Origin of the sequence: Deefgea salmonis (assembly GCF_020531905.1) — a bacterium.
Lineage (GTDB): Bacteria > Pseudomonadota > Gammaproteobacteria > Burkholderiales > Chitinibacteraceae > Deefgea > Deefgea salmonis.
The window spans coordinates 21,765-41,248 of the sequence record NZ_JAJAWG010000013.1; the positions used below are offsets into that span (position 1 = coordinate 21,765).

General features: G+C 52.2%; 10 protein-coding genes. 5 read left to right on the plus strand and 5 right to left on the minus strand.

The genetic code is table 11. From position 1 onward, the window contains the following. Positions 1-8 precede the first annotated feature (8 nt). Together LG219_RS13915 and LG219_RS13920 are read right to left on the minus strand one after the other, a co-directional pair. On the minus strand, positions 9-1,313 hold the full coding sequence (locus LG219_RS13915) for an L-cysteine desulfidase family protein (RefSeq protein WP_226765057.1): 1,305 nt from the start codon (positions 1,311-1,313) through the stop codon (positions 9-11). Between the two features lie 69 nt (positions 1,314-1,382). After that, positions 1,383-2,015, minus strand: a complete 633-nt coding sequence (locus LG219_RS13920) for a helix-turn-helix transcriptional regulator (RefSeq protein WP_226765058.1) — start codon at positions 2,013-2,015, stop codon at positions 1,383-1,385. A gap of 383 nt (positions 2,016-2,398) precedes the next feature. Here LG219_RS13920 and LG219_RS13925 point away from each other — a divergent pair, with 383 nt between their 5' ends. Continuing rightward, positions 2,399-3,715, plus strand: a complete 1,317-nt coding sequence (locus LG219_RS13925; RefSeq protein WP_226765059.1) for an SLC5/6 family protein — start codon at positions 2,399-2,401, stop codon at positions 3,713-3,715. A 126-nt stretch (positions 3,716-3,841) separates the two neighbouring features. Here LG219_RS13925 and LG219_RS13930 read toward each other — a convergent pair whose 3' ends face one another. Further along, positions 3,842-6,082 (minus strand): heavy metal translocating P-type ATPase, encoded by a 2,241-nt coding sequence (locus LG219_RS13930; protein ID WP_226765060.1) that lies wholly within the window; start codon positions 6,080-6,082, stop codon positions 3,842-3,844. A gap of 297 nt (positions 6,083-6,379) precedes the next feature. Here LG219_RS13930 and cadR point away from each other — a divergent pair, with 297 nt between their 5' ends. From cadR to LG219_RS13950, 4 genes are all read left to right on the plus strand, one after another. Further along, the gene (gene cadR, locus LG219_RS13935) at positions 6,380-6,808 is read left to right on the plus strand and encodes a Cd(II)/Pb(II)-responsive transcriptional regulator (RefSeq protein ID WP_226765061.1); all 429 of its coding nucleotides are present in this window, start codon (positions 6,380-6,382) and stop codon (positions 6,806-6,808) included. A gap of 682 nt (positions 6,809-7,490) precedes the next feature. Then, entirely contained in the window at positions 7,491-14,954 is a 7,464-nt protein-coding gene (locus LG219_RS13940) for a type I polyketide synthase (protein WP_226765062.1), read from the plus strand. Then, positions 14,951-16,261 carry an aminotransferase class I/II-fold pyridoxal phosphate-dependent enzyme gene (locus LG219_RS13945; protein ID WP_226765063.1) on the plus strand — a complete coding sequence of 437 codons (1,311 nt, stop codon included), beginning with the start codon at positions 14,951-14,953 and terminating at the stop codon, positions 16,259-16,261. Before LG219_RS13940 ends, LG219_RS13945 begins: the two co-directional genes overlap by 4 nt. Next, the gene (locus LG219_RS13950) at positions 16,262-17,080 is read left to right on the plus strand and encodes a 2-oxo acid dehydrogenase subunit E2 (RefSeq protein WP_226765064.1); all 819 of its coding nucleotides are present in this window, start codon (positions 16,262-16,264) and stop codon (positions 17,078-17,080) included. Between the two features lie 13 nt (positions 17,081-17,093). Here LG219_RS13950 and LG219_RS15525 read toward each other — a convergent pair whose 3' ends face one another. Both LG219_RS15525 and LG219_RS13960 read right to left on the minus strand, forming a co-directional pair. After that, positions 17,094-18,635 (minus strand): LTA synthase family protein, encoded by a 1,542-nt coding sequence (locus tag LG219_RS15525; protein WP_226765065.1) that lies wholly within the window; start codon positions 18,633-18,635, stop codon positions 17,094-17,096. Then, the gene (locus LG219_RS13960; protein ID WP_226765066.1) at positions 18,628-19,407 is read right to left on the minus strand and encodes an SDR family NAD(P)-dependent oxidoreductase; all 780 of its coding nucleotides are present in this window, start codon (positions 19,405-19,407) and stop codon (positions 18,628-18,630) included. The genes LG219_RS15525 and LG219_RS13960 overlap by 8 nt, the downstream gene beginning before the upstream one ends. Between the last annotated feature and the right edge of the window lie 77 nt (positions 19,408-19,484).

Genomic DNA, 19,484 nt, shown 5'->3' on the forward strand with positions numbered 1-19,484 from the left:
TCTGAGCGTTATTTGGCTTGTTTATGCAGCATAATTTGCAAAATTTGAACGTCAGTTTGTATCATGCCCTGACTGGCCAGCTGGCCTAGATTATTGATCGATTGATCAACGTCATGCGCCACAATCCCTTCATTGCCAGTCACACCCACGCCATCCAATGCCATCAACACCGATTTATACAACGATTGGGCCGAGGTCGAGACTTTCATCGCGCAGCTATTGGATGCGCCATCGCATACCATGCCAGATAAATCGCCAATCATGCTCGAAATCGCCATACTCACTGTTTTAAAGTCGCCCTTTAGCAGCAACGCCACGCCCGCAGCGGCGCCCATCGATGCTGTTGTGACCGCGCATAAAGCCGATAGTTTCGGTAATTTACTGTGAATATAAATCGCCATTAAATGCGACAGCATTAAAGCGCGAGTTAATTGCGCTTTACTCGCCTGTATATGCTCAGCCACCACCAGTACCGGCATCGTCGCGGCAATACCCTGATTACCCGAGCCTGAATTACTCATCGCTGGCAATGTGGAACCGCCCATTCTGGCGTCTGACGCAGCCGTAGTGCGAATCAAAATATCACTTAACAAGCCTTCCGACATCAGGCCCGTTGCGATTTGCCGCTGCAATGTCGCACCAATATGTAAACCAAATGTGCCCTTCATACCTTCTTGCGACAAAGCGTCGTTGAGCACGCCGGCAGCGTCGATAAAATCAATCATTGCTAAAGGCGCTAGCGTGGCAAAATCATACACATCTTGCGCTTTGGCACTGGCAATATCGTAAGCTGCAGCAGCGTTGGCCGCATCGATATCAGCCAATTCAAAAATAACTTGGCCATTGTGCTCAATATAAATCACTTGCGTATGGCTATCGGCAATACGCACCTTGGCCCACTCCGCACCGTGATATACGCACGCTTCTGAATACAAAATATGTGGCACATCGGCAATCGACAACGACACGCGTTGCTCAGCAATCATCGCTTTGCCCGCATCGACTTGCGCCTGAGTTAAGCCTTTTAAGACTTCCAGTTTGCCCGCAGGATTACCAGCCAGCGCACCCACGGCAGCGGCAATTTTAAGCCCCACGGTGCCCGTACCCGGCACGGTCACCCCCATGCCGTTTTTCATTAAATTGGCCGAGACCTTAGCATCAATTCGCTCGGGGGTTTTTGCCAAATACTGCGCCGCAATCGCTGATGCCAAAGCCAAAGAAATCGGCTCAGTACAGCCCAATGCCGGCGCCACTTCGTGCTGCACGGCTTTAATAAATTCAGGCCAAAGGGCGTGTGAAGAAGACATATTCATGAGTGTTTACACCTTTTTGATGTCAAATATCTCAACATGCTGCTGCGCTGGTGGCGTGCCGCACTGGGTTTAATGGGTATTGGTTTTTAAATAGCGATACAGCGTAGGCTCAGAAATCTCAAGAATCGCCGCCGTTTTGGCGACAAAGCCACGAATTGAAAACAAACCGCGTTGCTCCAAATCTTTAACGACCTGAGATTTTTCATCTGCCGACATGCGCGACGGCGTAATCGGATATTGCTCTAGCACACTGTGTAAAATTTCTTGCCCGACATCGTCCACCGATGCGGATAAAAACTCCTGATGCTGCTGCTCGGCCATATCCACCGGTAGTAGCTTTCTGACCGACTCTTGTAATTCAAGCAAGCGCTTGTCATCGGTATTGACGCACAACATAGCCGCAGGTTGCCCGTGATCTCCTTTAATAATCAACGTCGAAGAACGCAATAAAACACCGCCACGGGTTTTACTACGGTAATTCAATTTGTAGCTGGCATCGCTAGCCTGCATACATTCTTGCAGCATACGCAAGGCCAAATCGGTCGCCGGAGCGCCTATGGCACGGCCAGATAAATGACCATTGCTGATCGCCACAAGCGATGCACTCACATCGGATAAATCATGTACGACCACTTCAGAATCTTCACCCAACACGGCGGCAATAAAACTGACCAGTAATTGCGCCTCTATTTGTATTTTCATCTGACTGAACACAATAAAATTTATCTTGTCGAGAGTATAGCAATCTTAACGATAAAAAATCAATCACAGCATAAGCGTAAATTTTATCACTTTGATGCCAAAATCCTGACAAAAACCCGTATTTTCACGACAAAATAATAAGTGCAGCTTTTAAACGACACCCCATCACGCTCAAAACCAGCAAAACAATAAATAATTATTCTCATGAAATTATATTTATCAATCTTGCGTTGAAATTTGATCCACATCAAATCTAGCCCTCTGCAATAGCACTATCTTGGCCTGAGCAAACTCGTTTCGGCATATTTAATGCCATCTAGCCAGCAAGGATGAGCACCCTGTCATCCACGGTCGTCACACAATATCGAGAGAAGGAATTCATCATGGGACAGCCCTTAAGCAGCGCTGCAGAACAAGACATCAAGCTCAGTCGAAGTCAGATGAGTGCTCAACAATGGAAAGAAGCGACCCGCTTCGATAGTACGGACTGGGGCTGGGTGATTATGAGTATCGGCATGGCCATCGGCGCGGGGATTGTATTTTTGCCCGTTCAGGTGGGCTTGATGGGCTTATGGGTTTTTTTACTCTCGTCGATTATCGGCTACCCCGCCATGTATATGTTTCAAAAACTCTTTATCAATACCTTGGCCACTTCGCCAAAGTGTGATGATTACGCGGGGGTCATTTCAGGCTATCTGGGTAAAAACTGGGGTATTTTGCTTGGCGTGCTGTATTTCATCATGCTGGTCATCTGGGTCTTTGTGTATTCAACCGCGATTACCAACGATAGTGCATCGTTTTTACAAAGTTTTGGTGCTACTGAAAGCTTGCTTTCAAGCAATCCTTTCTATGGCCTTGGACTGATCTGCCTGCTTGTTGCGCTGGCCTCTCGGGGTGAAAAATTACTGTTTAAAATTTCATCGGGCATGGTCATTACCAAGCTCGGCGTTGTGGCAATTCTTGGCTTGATGATGGTTCGCCAATGGGACTTTAACAATATCGGTGCCATTCCTGCGCTGAGTCAGTTAATTCCCGATGCCATCATTATGTTGCCGTTTACATTAACGTCGATTCTGTTTATTCAAAGCTTAAGCCCAATGGTGATCTCATACCGCGCCCGAGAAAAATCACGCGATGTCGCGCAGTTTAAAGCCATGCGTGCGATGAATATTGCCTTTGGTATCTTGTTTGTGACTGTTTTCTTTTACGCCGTATCGTTCACCTTGGCCATGGGTCATGAACAAGCGGTCCACGCGTCAGAACAAAACATTTCGGCATTGGCCATGGTTGCCAAAACCGTACCGGGCGATACCGTTAAAGTTTTTAGTTTGATACTAAATATTTTTGCCGTGATGACCGCCTATTTTGGCGTTTACCTTGGTTTTCGTGAAGCCTGCCAAGGGATTGTGCTCAATGTATTGCGACGTTTTTATAAAGACGAACAAATCAATAAAGGATTGGTGGCCAAAGGCATTATCGTCTTCACGATCTTGCTCTCATGGAGCGCGATTGCACTCAATGCTCCCGTGCTCAGCTTTACCTCCATTTGCAGCCCAATCTTTGGTTTAATCGGCTGCTTAATTCCCGCGTATTTAGTTTACAAAGTACCGGCATTGCATCAATACAAAGGCTGGTCACTCAAAGTGATTATTGCAACTGGCATCTTGCTGTGTATCTCACCGTTACTGGCATTTCTCTAAATCCGCTCTCAACCATCAATAACCAAAACCCCGCATTTTGATCATGCGGGGTTTTTCTTGGGCGGCCTTTCAAACTCAATCATTGAGCAAGCAACCAGCTTACGGCGCGAATGCGAAGTGTCTAAATTACTGCCGCAATATTCGCAAACCATTGGCCACCACCAATAAACTTGCCCCCACATCGGCAAAAACCGCCATCCACATGGTGCCGTAGCCCAGCAAGGTGAGTAGCAAAAACACCAATTTAATCCCCAACGCCAAGGCGATGTTTTGCAACAAAATACGGTGGGTTTGCTGTGATAAGCGGATAAAACGTGGCAATTTGCGTAAATCATCATCCATTAACGCTACATCAGCGGTTTCAATCGCCGTGCCGCTACCGGCCGCGCCCATCGCAAAACCAATATCGGCGCGCGCCAATGCGGGCGCGTCATTAATCCCGTCGCCAACCATGCCGATTTTTTGGCTTGATGTGAGCTGGGCTTGCTGCGCCACAATCAGGTCTAATTTATCCGTTGGCAATAAATCGCCTCGGGCTTCATCAATACCGACTTGCTCGGCAATACTGCGCGCGGTGTGGACATTGTCGCCAGTGAGCATGATGGTTTTGACCCCCAGCGCATGCAGCTCGGCAATCGCTTGGCGGCTACTGTCTTTGACCGTATCGGCCACAGCAAATAAAGCCAAAACGCCGTGTTCAGTCGCCAATAAAATCACACTTTTGCCTTGCGCCTCCAGCGGAAACAATCGCGCCTCCAGCTCAGCCGAGCACCAGCCTTGTTGGTGAATCAAACGATGATTACCTAAATAATACGTCTGCCCCGCCATTTGCCCCTTCACGCCCAAACCGGGCAAGGCAGTAAAATCCTGCACGTCGATCAGGCTTAAACCTTGGCCAGCCAGCGCCAAAGCGCGCGATACCGGATGATCGGAGCGCTGCGCCAAACTCACGGCCAACTGTTCAACCGCGATGCCCTGCGCCGCACTGGCCGTTTGCTGCGCCGGCGTTTGCAAATCAATAAAATCGGTTTGCACTGGCTTGCCATGCGTCAGCGTGCCGGTTTTATCCAGTGCAATACACGCCAGCTTGCGGCCTTCTTCTAAATACACCCCGCCCTTAATCAAAATCCCGTGCCGCGCGGCAGCGGCCAAACCACTAACAATCGTCACCGGCGTTGAAATCACCAAAGCGCAGGGGCAAGCAATCACCAATAACACCAAAGCTTTATAAATCCACGCTAGCCAATCACCGGCAAAAAACAAGGGAGGGAGTATCGCCACCAAGATCGCAATGGCAAACACGATAGGGGTATATACCCTAGCAAATTGATCAATAAAGCGTTGCATTGGTGCGCGCGCACCTTGCGCCGCCTCCACCGCATGAATAATCCGCGCCAAAGTGCTATCACTGGCCAGCGCTGTAACGGTCAATTCAAAAGAACCGGCTTCATTAATACTGCCAGCAAATACCGGATCACCCACGCCCTTATCCACCGCCAAACTCTCGCCGGTAATCGGCGCTTGATTAATCGTTGATTGCCCAGTGCAAATCACCCCATCCAAAGCAATCCGCTCGCCCGGTTTAACGCGAACTCGCTCTCCCACCTGCACCGACTTGGCCGGTCTATCCACCACCACACCATCGTCTTGCACCACCGTCGCCAATTCGGGCGTCAATTGCAACAAGCCCCCAATGGCATTGCGGGCCCGATCCAGCGATTTGGCCTCGATTAATTCAGCCACGGTAAACAGCACCATCACCATCGCCGCCTCGGGCCATTGGCCAATCGCCATCGCTCCCGTCACGGCAATACTCATCAACGCATTGATATTTAAATTGCCATTGCGTAGCGCAATCCAGCCTTTTTTATACGTCGTTAAGCCGCAAGCCAAGACCGCCAGCAGCGCCAACCCAGCTACCAATAGCGTTGGCCCGTCGAGCCAATGCGTCACCTCGGCGGCCAACGCCGCCACCCCTGCCAGCGCCAAAGGCCACCTAGGTTTTGCCGGCGCGTCAGTCGCCATCGCCTCACCTAACTCTGGCGTAAAGCCCAAGCTGCGAATCGCCGCCAAGATCGCCTCAAGCGCGTCGGGCTGATGCTGCACCGTCAACACCCGCTGCATGAGGTTAAATTCCAAACCCGAAACCGCCGTCATCGCGCCGAGTTTTTTACGCAATAACGCCTCTTCGGTCGGGCAATCCATTTGCATAATGCGAATCGGCGTTTGCGCCCAACCATCGGCGCTTAGCTCAGCCGCAGCCAAGGTGGTCAATGCCGCGCCCTCGCTGTGCCCCGCACAACAAGCTGCATGCCCCGCAGCCGAATGCGCGGCATGCGCGGAAGAATGTTGACGATATTGCGACATCAGGCAGCTCCAACGATTAAACTTAAACGCATTACACACCCTGAAGCTACTATAGAGTCAACCGCTAAAATCAGCGACGTGCAATATTGCAAAACTTGAATCGATAGATCGTAAAAATATGCTCGTAGAACGTACAAATCGTAGGACTTGCACATGCCGCCTCATCGCAACCGCGTGCGCAAAAGCGCACAAAACCATGCGCATCATCGTAGGGTGTGCAAATCCCTAGGGTTTGCGCACGCGGATACCAAGCCACTTGATTGACGAATGCGACAACACGGATAAAGGAATCGAGAAATGAAAATCGGCGAACTGGCCAAGCTGGCGCAATGCTCGGTAGAAACCATTCGGTTTTATGAAAAAGAAGGGCTACTGCCAATCACCGAAAGAACCCTCGGTAATTTTCGCGTCTATGGCCCAGCGCATATTGAACGGCTGCGCTTTATCCGCAACTGCCGCGCACTCGATATGAGCCACGAAGAAATCCACACCCTACTCGGTTTAGCCGATCAAGGCGGCGATGGTTGTAGCGCGATTAACAACGTATTTGACGAGCACATCGCCCACGTCGACACCCGCATCAAAGAACTCGAACAACTCAAATACCAACTCGCCGAACTACGCCAACACTGCCAAAGCAATCACAATCCCTGCGGGATTTTGCAAGGCTTAGCCGAAATGGAAATCCCCAACAAACCCGATAAAAAACGCACTCACCTTGGGTAAGACAAGCCCTCCATTCACCGCGCCACGAGTAAAGCTCCGGAGTTAACCCAAACTAAAACAGAACCATCGTAGCGTGGAATAAACAAAGTGCACTCCACCCTACAATGATGCGGTTCAAATACACATAGAAATACCTGCGACACGATGGAATGCGCGTGGCTTACTCTTCCTACTTGCTACTGCACTAAAAACGCAAAAAAGTATCAAAATGCTTGACCCGCAAGAGCGGAATCTACCGTGCAATAAAATAAGTAGACCATGATGTAGAACATTTTTTCTTTAATCATTAAGACTTTACAATGCCAAACAAAAACACAAACCGCCCACCTTAAATCATTGATTTAATTGAAATACCCTCTCTTTCAAAGCGCCATATTTAATTTCAACAAAGAATTGAAATCACATTATCTACCAACATTTTCTGATTAAAAAAACACTCGTATTACTTCTTATATCAATCAAGGCCCTCAAACAAATTTGAGCGATATCCAGTAAACTTAAAATAAATATAATTACGAAGTGAACTAATCCTAAAGCAGTGTTAAAATTTACGGACGATCACGCTCGATTCAACGTTCGTACCGCTTTAATTAGTACAGACTTTAATTTAATTACCGTTTCTAGCAAATATTTGTATTTTTAAATTGCTATTCAACAGCTCACAAAAAGTTAATACATCTCAATGACAAAACGCGTTGCCATCCTCGGTTATTCTCACAGACTGCCTAATTCAACCGGTAATAGCTACTGGGATAATCTTCTCAATGAAGAAGATCTAATTACCGAAGTCGAGGCTGGCCGCTGGTCTAAAGAAGCATTTCTTCACGCCAATAAAAATCACGCTGGCACCAGCTACACCTTTAAAGCCGGTTCAATTGGCGATATTTCTGGTTTTGACGCAGGCTTTTTTGGCATTGCCCCGCGCGAAGCGGCGCAAATGGATCCGCAACAACGCATTTTGCTTGAGCTCAGTTGGGAAGCATTAGAAAACGCCGGCATCAAGCCATCAACGATTCGCGGCAGCCAGTGCGGCGTGTATATTGGTATTGCCAGCGCCGATTATTCCTATCGTTTAGCCGACGATTTGGCCGCGATTGATTCAGCCGTTGCCACAGGGAACACTGCGAGTATCGCCGCCAATCGACTCTCCTATGCGCTCGATTTGCGTGGCCCGAGCATGGCGATTGATACCGCGTGTTCATCCTCAATGGTGGCTTTTCATCAAGCCTGCCAATCGATTCTCTCTGGCGAAAACAGCCAAGCCTTAGCGGGCGGCATTAGCCTGCATTTACACCCTTATGGCTTTATTATTTTCTCCAAAGCCTCAATGCTGTCCAAAAAAGGCCATTGCAATGTCTTTGATGAAGCAGGCGATGGCTATGTGCGCTCAGAAGGCGGCGGGATTTTTGTCTTAAAAGATTATGATTTAGCCCTTGCCGATGGCGATCCGATTATTGCCGTGGTCGCGCATTCGGGCGTGAATACCGATGGCAAAAAAAATGGCCTCACCGTACCCAGCTGCAGCGCGCAGGCCGAGCTACTCAAGCAAACCTACGCCAAAGCCGGCATCGCGGCCAGCGAGATTGATTACCTCGAAGCGCATGGCACCGGCACCGCTGTCGGCGATCCCATCGAAACCCGCGCCATTGGCCTTGCGCTTGGCCAGCACCGCAGCAGCGAATCGCCCTTATTAATTGGCTCGGTCAAAAGTAATCTTGGCCATTTAGAAGCCGCCTCGGGCGTAGCGGGTTTAGTGAAAGCCTTGCATTGCATTCAATACCGCTTGGTGCCAGCAACGATTGGCATTAAAAAACTTAATCCAAAAATTAAATTTGCTGAGCTCAACCTTAAAGTTGTCACCCAAGCGCAGCCATTAAAAACCTCTGGCCGCTTAGTCATTGGTGTGAATTCCTTTGGTTTTGGTGGTGCCAATGCCCATGTGATTTTAGAAAGCGCCCCACAACACGCGGTCAGCGCGTCAGCAACGCCAGCGCAAGCATTACCAATTATTTTAAGCGCCCGCTCAGTCGCGGCTTTGCCCGCTGCAGCCAGCAATCTGAATGACTACCTCGCCAAAACCCCCGATTTCAACGTTTATGATCTGGCTTATCAGCTCGCTCTACGCCGCGAGCAACACCCGCATCAAGTGATGGCGTTTTGCCAAACGCCAAGCGAGGTGAGCGCATTTTTAAGCCAAGTGATTGAGCAATCCGAGCAAGTCCTCAGTGGCAAAGCCATCGCCAAGGCGCAAGGGCCGGTGTTTGTTTTCTCGGGCAATGGCTCGCAATGGGCCGGCATGGGCCGATCATTACTCGCCAGCAACGCCGTATTTCAACAAGCGATTGCCGAAGTCGACGCGCACTTTATGCCGCTCAGCGGCTATGGATTACAAGACGAAATCGCTGGCCGTAATGGTCAAGACGATGAAAATCGTTACGCACAAACCGAAATCGCCCAACCAGCACTGTTTGCAATTCAGGTTGGCCTAGTGCAAATGCTGCGCAGCCAAGGCATTACACCGTCGGCCGTAACAGGGCATAGCGTCGGTGAAGTTGCGGCCGCATGGGCCGCTGGCGCGCTAACGCTTAAAGACGCCACCGCAGTGATTTATCATCGCAGCCGCATGCAAGGCCAAACCAAAGGCAGCGGGCAAATGACCGCCGTCGCCATGGGCGAATGCGAAATGAATGCGCTATTAGCCGAATGCGGCCTCAATATTGCGATTGCGGGTGTCAATAGTGCGCGGGGGATTACATTGGCTGGTGAAGTCAATGCCTTAAGCCAAATCGAAGCGCAACTTGCCGCGCGAAATATTCGCTTTAAACGCTTGGATTTGGATTACGCATTTCACAGCGCAAAAATGGACCCAATTGAAAACGATTTAATTGCCGCACTGAGCGACATTAAACCGCAATTAAATAGCATTGCATTTTATTCCACCGTAACTGGCGAATTACTCAGCGGTGAGCAACTCAATGCCCAATATTGGTGGCATAACATCCGCCAACCGGTGCTATTTGAAAATGCCATTAACGCGATCAATCAATCCGGCGCTAATGTCTTTTTAGAAGTCGGCCCACACAGCGTATTGCGCTCATATATTTTAGAAACACTAAAAAATAATGCTTGCGAAGGTTTAGTGCTTGGCACATTAAGCAAAACCGAACACGGCGAAAATAAAGTCTTTAGCGCCATGGCCAGCATTATCGCCAGTGGTTGCGAAATTGACTGGGCCACGCAATTTCCAACGCCCGGGCAATTTATGCAATTGCCCAATTACCCGTGGCAACGCGAACGCTTATGGATCAATAGCAGCACCGAATCGCTAGGGCAACTGAGCCGCGACATGCTGCACCCGCTATTGGGCTACGCGCTCAAGCAACACGCTAGCAGCTGGGAAAACCAGCTCGACACCATTAAAAATCCGGTGCTAGCCGATCATATTGTCGGCGACGCGGTGGTTTTCCCAGGCACTGGTTATGTTGAGCTGGCGTTGGCAGCGGCAATACAACAAAACGATGGCGCGTTAATCGAAATCGAAGAGCTAGAGATTCTCGCGCCGCTGGTTTTAAGCGAATCACCGGCCAAACTGGTTCGTACCCAAGTGAGCAACCATCAAGTACAAATCAGCGCGCGCGACTATACCGGCGAAGATCGCTGGACCATCCATGCCAAGGCCAAAATTAAGCCTGAGCCCAACGCTATCTTGCTGGCCAATAGCCAAATTGTCTTACCGCAAACCGCGATCGATTTTAACGGCGCCAGCCATCAAGCGCTGACTCAAGCGGCGGGCTTAGATTACGGCGCGGCGTTTTTGTGTATTGAGCACGGCTGGATTAAGGGCAATCAAGTGATTGCCAAACTGCAATATCCAAGCGAGATACAAGCCGAGCTGGCCGATTATCACTTGCACCCTGCGCTACTCGATTGCACATTCCAGCTGATTATTCAGCTATTGCAAGACGAAATGGCCGCGCTCTCTGGCGTAGCGTTTGTGCCCACCAAAATTGGCCGAATTGCTTTTGCCAGCAACCCCAATCCACCGGCGTTGGCCCAGCTCACGCTGATTCAACGTGCGCCGCATTCCTTAACCGCAGATTTCATCATTTGCGACGCAGCGGGTGAAGTGATTGTCACGATTAAAGAAGCGCGCTTTCGCAGCGTTCGGCTGCGTAAAACCCAGCACGATGCCCTGCACCTGCTGCATTATCGCCAACAAGCCGCGCCTTTAGCAGCGCAGCAATTGCCGCAACTGCCCGCCAATGCACTGGCTGCCAGCCTGCAGCAGCACGTTGCCAGCTTAAGCGAGCAAGCCGAGTTTAATCGCTATTTAAACGAAGTCGAGCCACTGCTCGACAGCCTTGCTAGCCATAGCAATATTGAGCTGCTGGGCGAGCTGGATGCGGCCAACAATTCTGAGCGCTATCTCAACTGCTTGGCGATTGCCGCCAAAGATCAGCTGATTGAGCGCCATGGTGATCAATGGCAACGCAGCGCCAATAGCGACGATGGCATTAGCGCCAATGCCATTTGGCAAGTCTTGGTCAGCGAATACAGCGCGTATTTCCACAGCATTCATGCCATTGGTTTGGCCAAAATTCGCCATCAAGCCGACTTTGATCCAAGCGCCGCGCAGCCGCAACTTGCCGCTAGTGATTACCCAAGCCTGTGGCGCGCCGCTTTAGGTGGCCAACGCCAACAAGCGCTGGCTAAACACATCGCCGATTTACTCGCCAAGCACGCCGCGATGCTCGATATTGGCCAACGCCTGAGTATTTTAGAAGTCGCCGCAGGCGCACCGATTTTTGCTCAAGAAGCCGCCAGCCAACTTGATTTAACGCTGTGCGACTATGGGTTTGCCACGCCATCGGATGACACCTTGGCCGAGCTGGCGCAATGGCGTCAGCAGCTCCCCGATTTACGCATCGAGAAGATCCCAGCCATCGAGCAAATCGAGCGCAGCGTGCCACACGGCGTTGATCTAGCGATAGTGAGTCTGGACTTTAGTGATGTCAGCAGCGCCAAAGCCGCCATCGCTTATGCCAGCGCGCAATTGGCGCCACAAGGCAAACTCTTACTGATCGGTCGTCATCGTTCGCAATGGCTGGATTTTATTTGCGCCGATCTCGCTCAGCCACTTGAAAACCCAAGCGAATATTGGGCCAGCCACCTCAGCCAGCAAGGGTATTGCTGTGCAGAGCTGATTGAAGCTGCGCCTGATCGCTATACCGACTTGTTTTTCCAAATCGCGACTCTGGATCAGCCCGCGCCGATGTTGGCCACGGCCGGCGACATCACGCCTTGCCTCATCCTCATCGATCCATCGCAAATCGACGATGCAGCGCACAAACTATGGCGAGCTCAATTGCAGCAACAACTAAGCGCGCAAGGCATCAATGCCGAGCTGCATCAGGCCAACAGCGATCAACCGCTCAATGCCGTTCTCAGCCAGTTATTTAGCGCGCAACGTGGGCATATTATTTTGCACCCGGGGTATCGCCCTGCCAGCGACAGCTTAAGCGTGCTAGCGCAACAAACCCAACGTTGCGGGCAATTAGCGCAATTACTCAACGCCGTAGAACAAAGCCAATGCGCCGCTGATTGCTGGATTATCACCCACGGTGCCAGCGATCACGCCGACGCCACGCAGCAACGCGCCGACAGCGCACTTTGGGGTTTTGCCCGCACTTTGCTCAACGAAGCCAGCGATGCGGCTTTTCACTTAATCGACTTTGCCAACAACAATTCGGCGATTCAGACCGCGGCATTAGCGCGAGAAATCGCCGCTAAGAGTCCCGAGCAAGAAGTCATGATCGACGCCAATGGCGCGCGCTTTGTGCCGCGCCTGCAGTTAGTTCAAGCGGCGCATAGCGAAAAATCCGCCGCCAACGACGGCGAAATCATCCAGCTTGGTTTTGAGTTCCCCGGTCAATTACGCAATCTGCGCTGGGCCGCCACCACGCCTGCGCCGCTGGCTGCCGATCAAATCGACATCGACGTTGTGGCCACTGGGCTTAATTTCCGCGATGTGATGTATGCGCTGGGTTTACTCTCGGATGAAGCGGTCGAAAACGGCTTTGCTGGCCCAACCTTAGGGCTTGAATTTGCTGGCGTGGTGCGCCAAGTGGGCGCCGACGTGGTCGGTTATCAAGTTGGCGATGAAGTGGTTGGTTTTGGCCCGTCCAGCTTTGCTAATCGGGTACGCACCCAAAGCAGCGCCATTGCTAAAATCCCCGCTGGCATTTCATTTGCTGCCGCAGCGACGATTCCAAGCGTGTTTTTCACCGTGTACTACGCGCTGCAGCATCTGGCGCGCTTGGAGCCGGGTGAAAAAATCTTGATTCATGGCGCCGCCGGTGGCGTAGGCATTGCCGCGATTCAATTGGCCAAGCACTTAGGCGCAGAAATTTACGCCACGGCGGGTTCGGATGAAAAACGCGCCTTCTTGCAGCAAATGGGCGTACAGCATATTTATGATTCGCGCTCGCTCAGCTACGCCGATGAAATCTTGCGCGACACCGCTGATTTAGGCGTCGATGTGGTGCTCAATTCGCTGGCTGGTGAAGCAATTAATCGCAATTTCTCGGTACTTAAACCGTTTGGCCGCTTCTTGGAATTGGGCAAACGCGATTTTTACGAAAACAGCAAAATTGGCCTACGGCCGTTCCGCAACAACATCAGCTATTTCGGCATTGATGCTGACCAAATGATGCAAGTGCGCCCAGCACTCACCCAGCGTTTGTTTACTGAAGTGATGGCGCTATTTAGTGAGGGCGTATTGTCGCCATTGCCGTATCAAGTGTTTGATGCCGAGCAGATTGTCGACGCCTTCCGCCATATGCAGCAGGCCAAACAAATCGGCAAAATTGTCGTCACTTATTCGCACGGCCTGATGGCACAACATGCCGCGCCACAACCAGCCGCGTTGCAATTGTCGGCTGAGGGCAGCTATTTGGTCACTGGTGGTTTAGCTGGATTTGGCCTTAAAACCGCGCAATGGCTAGCTGATAAAGGCGCTAAAAACCTGGTGTTAATCAGCCGCAGCGGCCCAAGCGCACCCGAAGCGCAAGCGGCGATTGCCGCGCTGCGTTTGCGCGGCGTTAAGGTGTTGCCACTGGCTTGCGACGTCACCCAATTGGCCGAGCTGGCCCAAGTGTTTGCCCACTTTGGCCAAACCATGCCGCCACTCAAGGGCATTGTGCATGCCGCGGTGGTGATTGATGACGCGCTGATTCGCAATACCGAACCGGCGCAAATCAATAAAGTGCTGGCACCCAAAATGCTCGGTGCCGATTACTTGCATCAACTGAGCGCGCCGCTCGATTTGGATTTCTTGGTGCTGTATTCATCGGCAACAACGATTTTTGGTAATCCCGGCCAAGCGAGCTATGTCGCCGCCAATCATTATATGGAAGCACTCGCAGAGCAACGCCGCGCCCAAGGTCTACCGGCCACCAGCGTGTGTTGGGGCGCGATTGACGACGTAGGCTTTTTGGCGCGCAATGAAAAAATCAAAGATGCGCTACAAAATCGCATGGGCGGCAAGGCACTGAGCTCTGATCAAGCACTCAATTATCTAGAGCAAATGCTGATCGAGCAAAGCTCGGGCTTGAGCGTGTTAGAGCTTGATTGGCCGGCTTTGGCGCGCTTTTTACCCAGCGCCAAAACGCCAAAATTTAGCGCTATCGCCCGCCGCATGCAAAGCAATGACCAAGGCACAGACCAAGCCAGCGATATTCAAAGCTTGATCGACACGCTCAGCGATACTGAGCTGCACGCCACTTTTGTCAGCATGCTCAAGCAAGAAGTTGCGCAGATTTTGCGCGTGAACGCCGACAAAATCGATGCCAGCGGCTCTTTATACGACATCGGTTTAGATTCGTTAATGGGCGTTGAGCTGGTGGTGGCGCTGGAAGAGCGTTTTGGTACCCGCCTGCCGGTGATGGCATTAAGCGAAAGCCCAACGATTAACAAGCTAGCCGATCGCTTGATTTTGCAGCTCAAACACCACGAAACCGTCAGCGACGACGCCACGCTGGCGCAAGTACAGCATTTGTCGGCCGTACACGGCGCAAGTAGCGAAACCGACTCACACGCTTTAGCCAGCCAAATCAGCCAGCAAAGCACTACGCGGATTATTCAATGAGTATCACCAGCAAATTGAAAGACCAGCTGATTCAGCAAGCGCTCGAGCGCAAGCTTAAAAACGCCGAAGCGCCGATCGCTCGCCCCGCTGCGCGCGACGATATCCCCGAAGCGTTTTATCGTTTTCATCTGCATCCGGGCTATTTACAGCTGCGTATCATCAATGAAGGTGCAAAAAAAATGGGCATTGCCAGCCCATTTTTTAAGCAACACGACGGCATCGCTGGCGCGATCAGCCAAATCGACGGCCAGCCGTATATCAACTTTGCCAGCTACAACTACCTCGATTTAAATCAGCACCCCGCAGTGCACCAAGCGGCCAAAGACGCGATTGATCAATATGGCGTTTCAGTCTCGGCCAGCCGCGTCGTCTCTGGTGAGCGGCCGATTCATCGTGAACTCGAGCGCGCCATTGCCGATGCGTATGGCGTCGATGACGCAGTGACTTTTGTTAGTGGCCACGCCACCAATGTCAGCACCATCGGCCATTTATTTGGCCCTAAAGATTTGGTGCTGCATGATGAGCTGATTCATAACAGCGCCTTGCAAGGCATTTTGCTGTCGGGCGCCAAACGCCTACCGTTTGCCCACAATAATTACGCCGCGCTGGATGAAATCCTCAGCACGCAGCGCCGCCAATTTGAACGCGTTTTGATTGTGGTTGAAGGCATTTACAGCATGGACGGCGATTTTCCCGATCTGCCGCAGCTCATCGAAATCAAAAACCGCCACCGCGCCTTGCTGATGGTCGATGAAGCGCATTCGTTTGGCGTGATGGGGCCAACCGGCATGGGCATCCGCGAGCATTTTGGCGTGGCAGGGCAAGACGTTGATATCTGGATGGGCACCCTGAGCAAAACGCTATCGGCGTGCGGCGGCTATATCGCTGGCGAATCAGCGTTGATTGAGCATTTAAAATTCTTGGCCCCCGGATTTTTATACAGCGTCGGCATGCCAGCGCCTGTTGCCGCTGCGGCTTTGGCGGCACTCAACTGTATGCAGCAAGAAAGCCAGCGGGTGCAAACGCTACAAGCTCGCGGGCAATACTTTTTGGCGCAAGCCAAACAGCGCGGCATCGATACCGGCCACAGCGCAGGCTTGGCGATTATCCCGGCGATTGTTGGCAGCTCGCTGAAAGCCGCGCGCTTGTCAGCAGCACTGTTTGCACAAGGGATGAATGTGCAGCCGATTTTGTACCCCGCCGTGCCAGAAAAAGCCGCGCGACTGCGATTTTTTATTAGCTGCGAGCACAGCGAACAACAAATCGACGCCACGCTCGACGCACTGCAAGCGGCATTACGCGCATAAATGGCCAAGTATTCGCTGATTGTTCAGCAACTCATCACCGAGCTATTTGCGGCCAAAGCGCCCGCCATCGAGCAAAAAATCCCGGTCGAGCGCCACCTGATCGAGGATATTTTGCGCGAAGGTCGGCGCAAAAATAATATCCATCTGGTCAGCGAATTTTGCAGCGACACCGCGCAGCAATACCGCAAAGAGCACGGCATCTCGCTCACCAGCTGGATTGCCAAAGGTTTGGCCTGTGCGGTTCATGAAGATTTGGCGATTCAATCGAGTTTGCGCGGTAAAACACGGCGGGTGATTTTTCAAGAAGTCGATATCGCCGTGATGATCGAGCGCCAACTCGCCGACCAATCTTACCAACCTTTGCATTACATCATTCGCAACGCCGCCAGCAAAAATCTAACGCAAATCCAAGCCGAATTAAGCCAAGCCAAAACCGGCGAAATCGGCAACGGCGGGCCACTTACCGCCTTGGAATTGGCATTTTTTAAGCTGCCTAGCTGGCTTAGAAAACCCGTGTGGTGGTGGCTGCGCTACGACCCCTATTCGCGCAAGCAAATGCTCGGAACTGTGGGTATTACCTCGAATGGCATGTTTGCCAAAGGCGCGGCGGTGATACTCCCCATATCGCCACTAAGCCTAACGCTATCCATCGGCGGCGCCAGCCAGCGCATCGTCGCCAGCGGCGAGCAACTCAAAACCAGCGAATATATACAACTCAACCTCAGCGCCGACCACGACGTCACCGACGGCGCCCCCCTCATGCGCTTCACCAACCGCCTAGTCACGATCCTAGAACAAGGCCACTCGGAACTGCGGTAATTCAAACCAAGCTTTAGCGACCAAAAGCCTGTAACACCTCACCAGCCAATTGATGGGCGGCGAGGGGGTGGTGATGGGGTTTTATTGTTTCGCTGCCCTGCCGCGGGGTTTGCCAAATGAAATAATCGGTGTTGCCGCTGGGTTCGCCGTGGGCGGCGTAGACCTTGGGCAAGATCGGCACATGGTCGCCGTACCAACACAAGGTGGCGGGTCTGCTTAAGGCGGTGAGTTGCGCTCGTAGTTGCGCCAGCATCCGGTTGGCGTTGGCTTGGTGGCGCAAATAAATGGTTAATTCTTCGCCATCTGTGGGCGCTGCGCCGTGATACACCTGCTCGGCGTCGCCCTCTGCCAATTGCTCTAAATGCAAAGGGCCGTGGTTTTCCATCGTGATAACAAAAATAAACGTCGGCTGCGTCGCTTGCGCCAACACCTCACCCATTTTGGCCGCCACTTGCAAATCACTCACATACGGCATGCCGGCGGGCGGTGGCGCAAAGGCGCTGATGTCGATAAATTCATCAAAACCCAATTGCGGATACAAGGCATCGCGGTGGTAAAAACTAGCCGCATACGGGTGAATACACACGGTGCGATAACCCTGCTGGCGCAACTGCGCCGCCAATGAGGCCGAATACTGGCGGGCAAAACGGCGGTAAGGATTAAATTGATGCACGCCCAATTGCTGCGGCGCTAAACCCGACAAAAAAGCAAATTCGCTACGCACAGTATTGGCGCCCCAAGCCGGTACTGCCAGCTGGCCGTACTGCAAAGACTCGGCGCAAAACCGATCATATTCGCTCAAAATATCCGGGCGAATTTGCGGATAATCGCGCCGAAAATCAACAAAAGACTCGCTTTGCACCACCAATAAATGCGGCAACACGCCGCTGCTCGGCTGCGGCAGCGGCCACGCCGGTGGCGTTAACTCGGGGTGGCGTTGCTCGGCCCAATAGTAAGCAAATAAAGTCGCAAAAAAACCAAACTGCTGCTGATCCTGCGTTGGGCAAAACTGCATCGCTGGCACCGCGCGGCGCAATAACTGCACCGCCAAGCAAACCGCCAACACCAAGCCTGCCCACGCCGACCAATACACGGCGTAGCTGACAGAATTGAGCACCGAATCTTCTAACGCCACGCCCAAATACAGCAGCGCAAAAAATAGCGCAGTGCAAAATAGCGCTTTCGCCACGCCAAAAAAAGGCAGATACAAACGCGGATGGCGAATCGCATCGGCGATGTATTCAAAATCTTGCACAATAAACGGCTCGCGCAGGCTATGAAACTTGCTATTGCTAATCAGCACCAGCAGCAGCAACAAACCCGTTGCCAACACCGCCGCAAACGCTGGGCGCTGAAACAAAGCCAGCTCAAAACAAAATAAGCCCGCCCAAGCGCACACCAGCAAAGCATTCATCGCCCAAGGTCGCTGCCAAATCGCCTGTGGCCGAGGCTGGGCCAAGCGCTCAATCAGCACCGTGGCGGTCACCCCCAGCGCTACTGGCCAAGCACAAGCCGACGCCAGCAACCCCCAACCCGCAAGCAATCCATCAAACACGATAACCGATCCAACGCAAAACTCGCTGCGACAACGCCGCTGGCAACACCGCCAACCACCAACTGCCCCAATTGAGCGGAAAAGGAAAACTAATCCGCGCCCGATTACTCTGCAAACCACGCTGAATATACGCCGCCGCGCGCTCAGGCGACCACTGCCAAGGCTTAGGCCCAGGCATCGCCTCGCACATTGGCGAGGTCACATAGCCCGGCATAATCACACTCACCGCAATGCCCTCATCAGCCAATAAAGCGCGCAAGCCCTCGCCATACGCCTTAATCGCCGCCTTACTGGCACTATAACTTGGCGTCATCGGCAGGCCAAAATACGCCGCCAACGAGCTAACCAAAGCAATCTGCCCCGACCCGCGCTGGCGCATCGCCGGTAAAAACGCATTCACCAAGGCCAAGGTGGCCAATACATTCACCTCGAATAGGCGCTGCATATCAGCCCACAACTCGCCCTCGGCGGTATCAGACACATTAATATTGACCCCGGCATTGGCAATCAATAAATCCGGCACGTCGTTCACCAAGCAGCGCGCCGCCCATGCTTGCAAAGCGCCAATATCGCGGCAATCGAGCACCACCGGCAACACGCTAGCGCCTTGCTCGCGGCAAGCTTGCGCCACGACCGCCAAGCGATCTGCGCGCTGGCCGAGCAAAATCAAACGCACCCCGCTCGCGGCATACGCCAGCGCCAAAGCGCCACCAATCGCGCCCGTAGCGCCGGTAATTAAAATGGATTGAGGAATAAAATCCGGTTGATGCATGCAATAAAAATCCAATTAAATCGATATCGAGACCCAGCGGCGGCTCGTCACTGCGGGCTAGCCCGCAAGCATTCGCC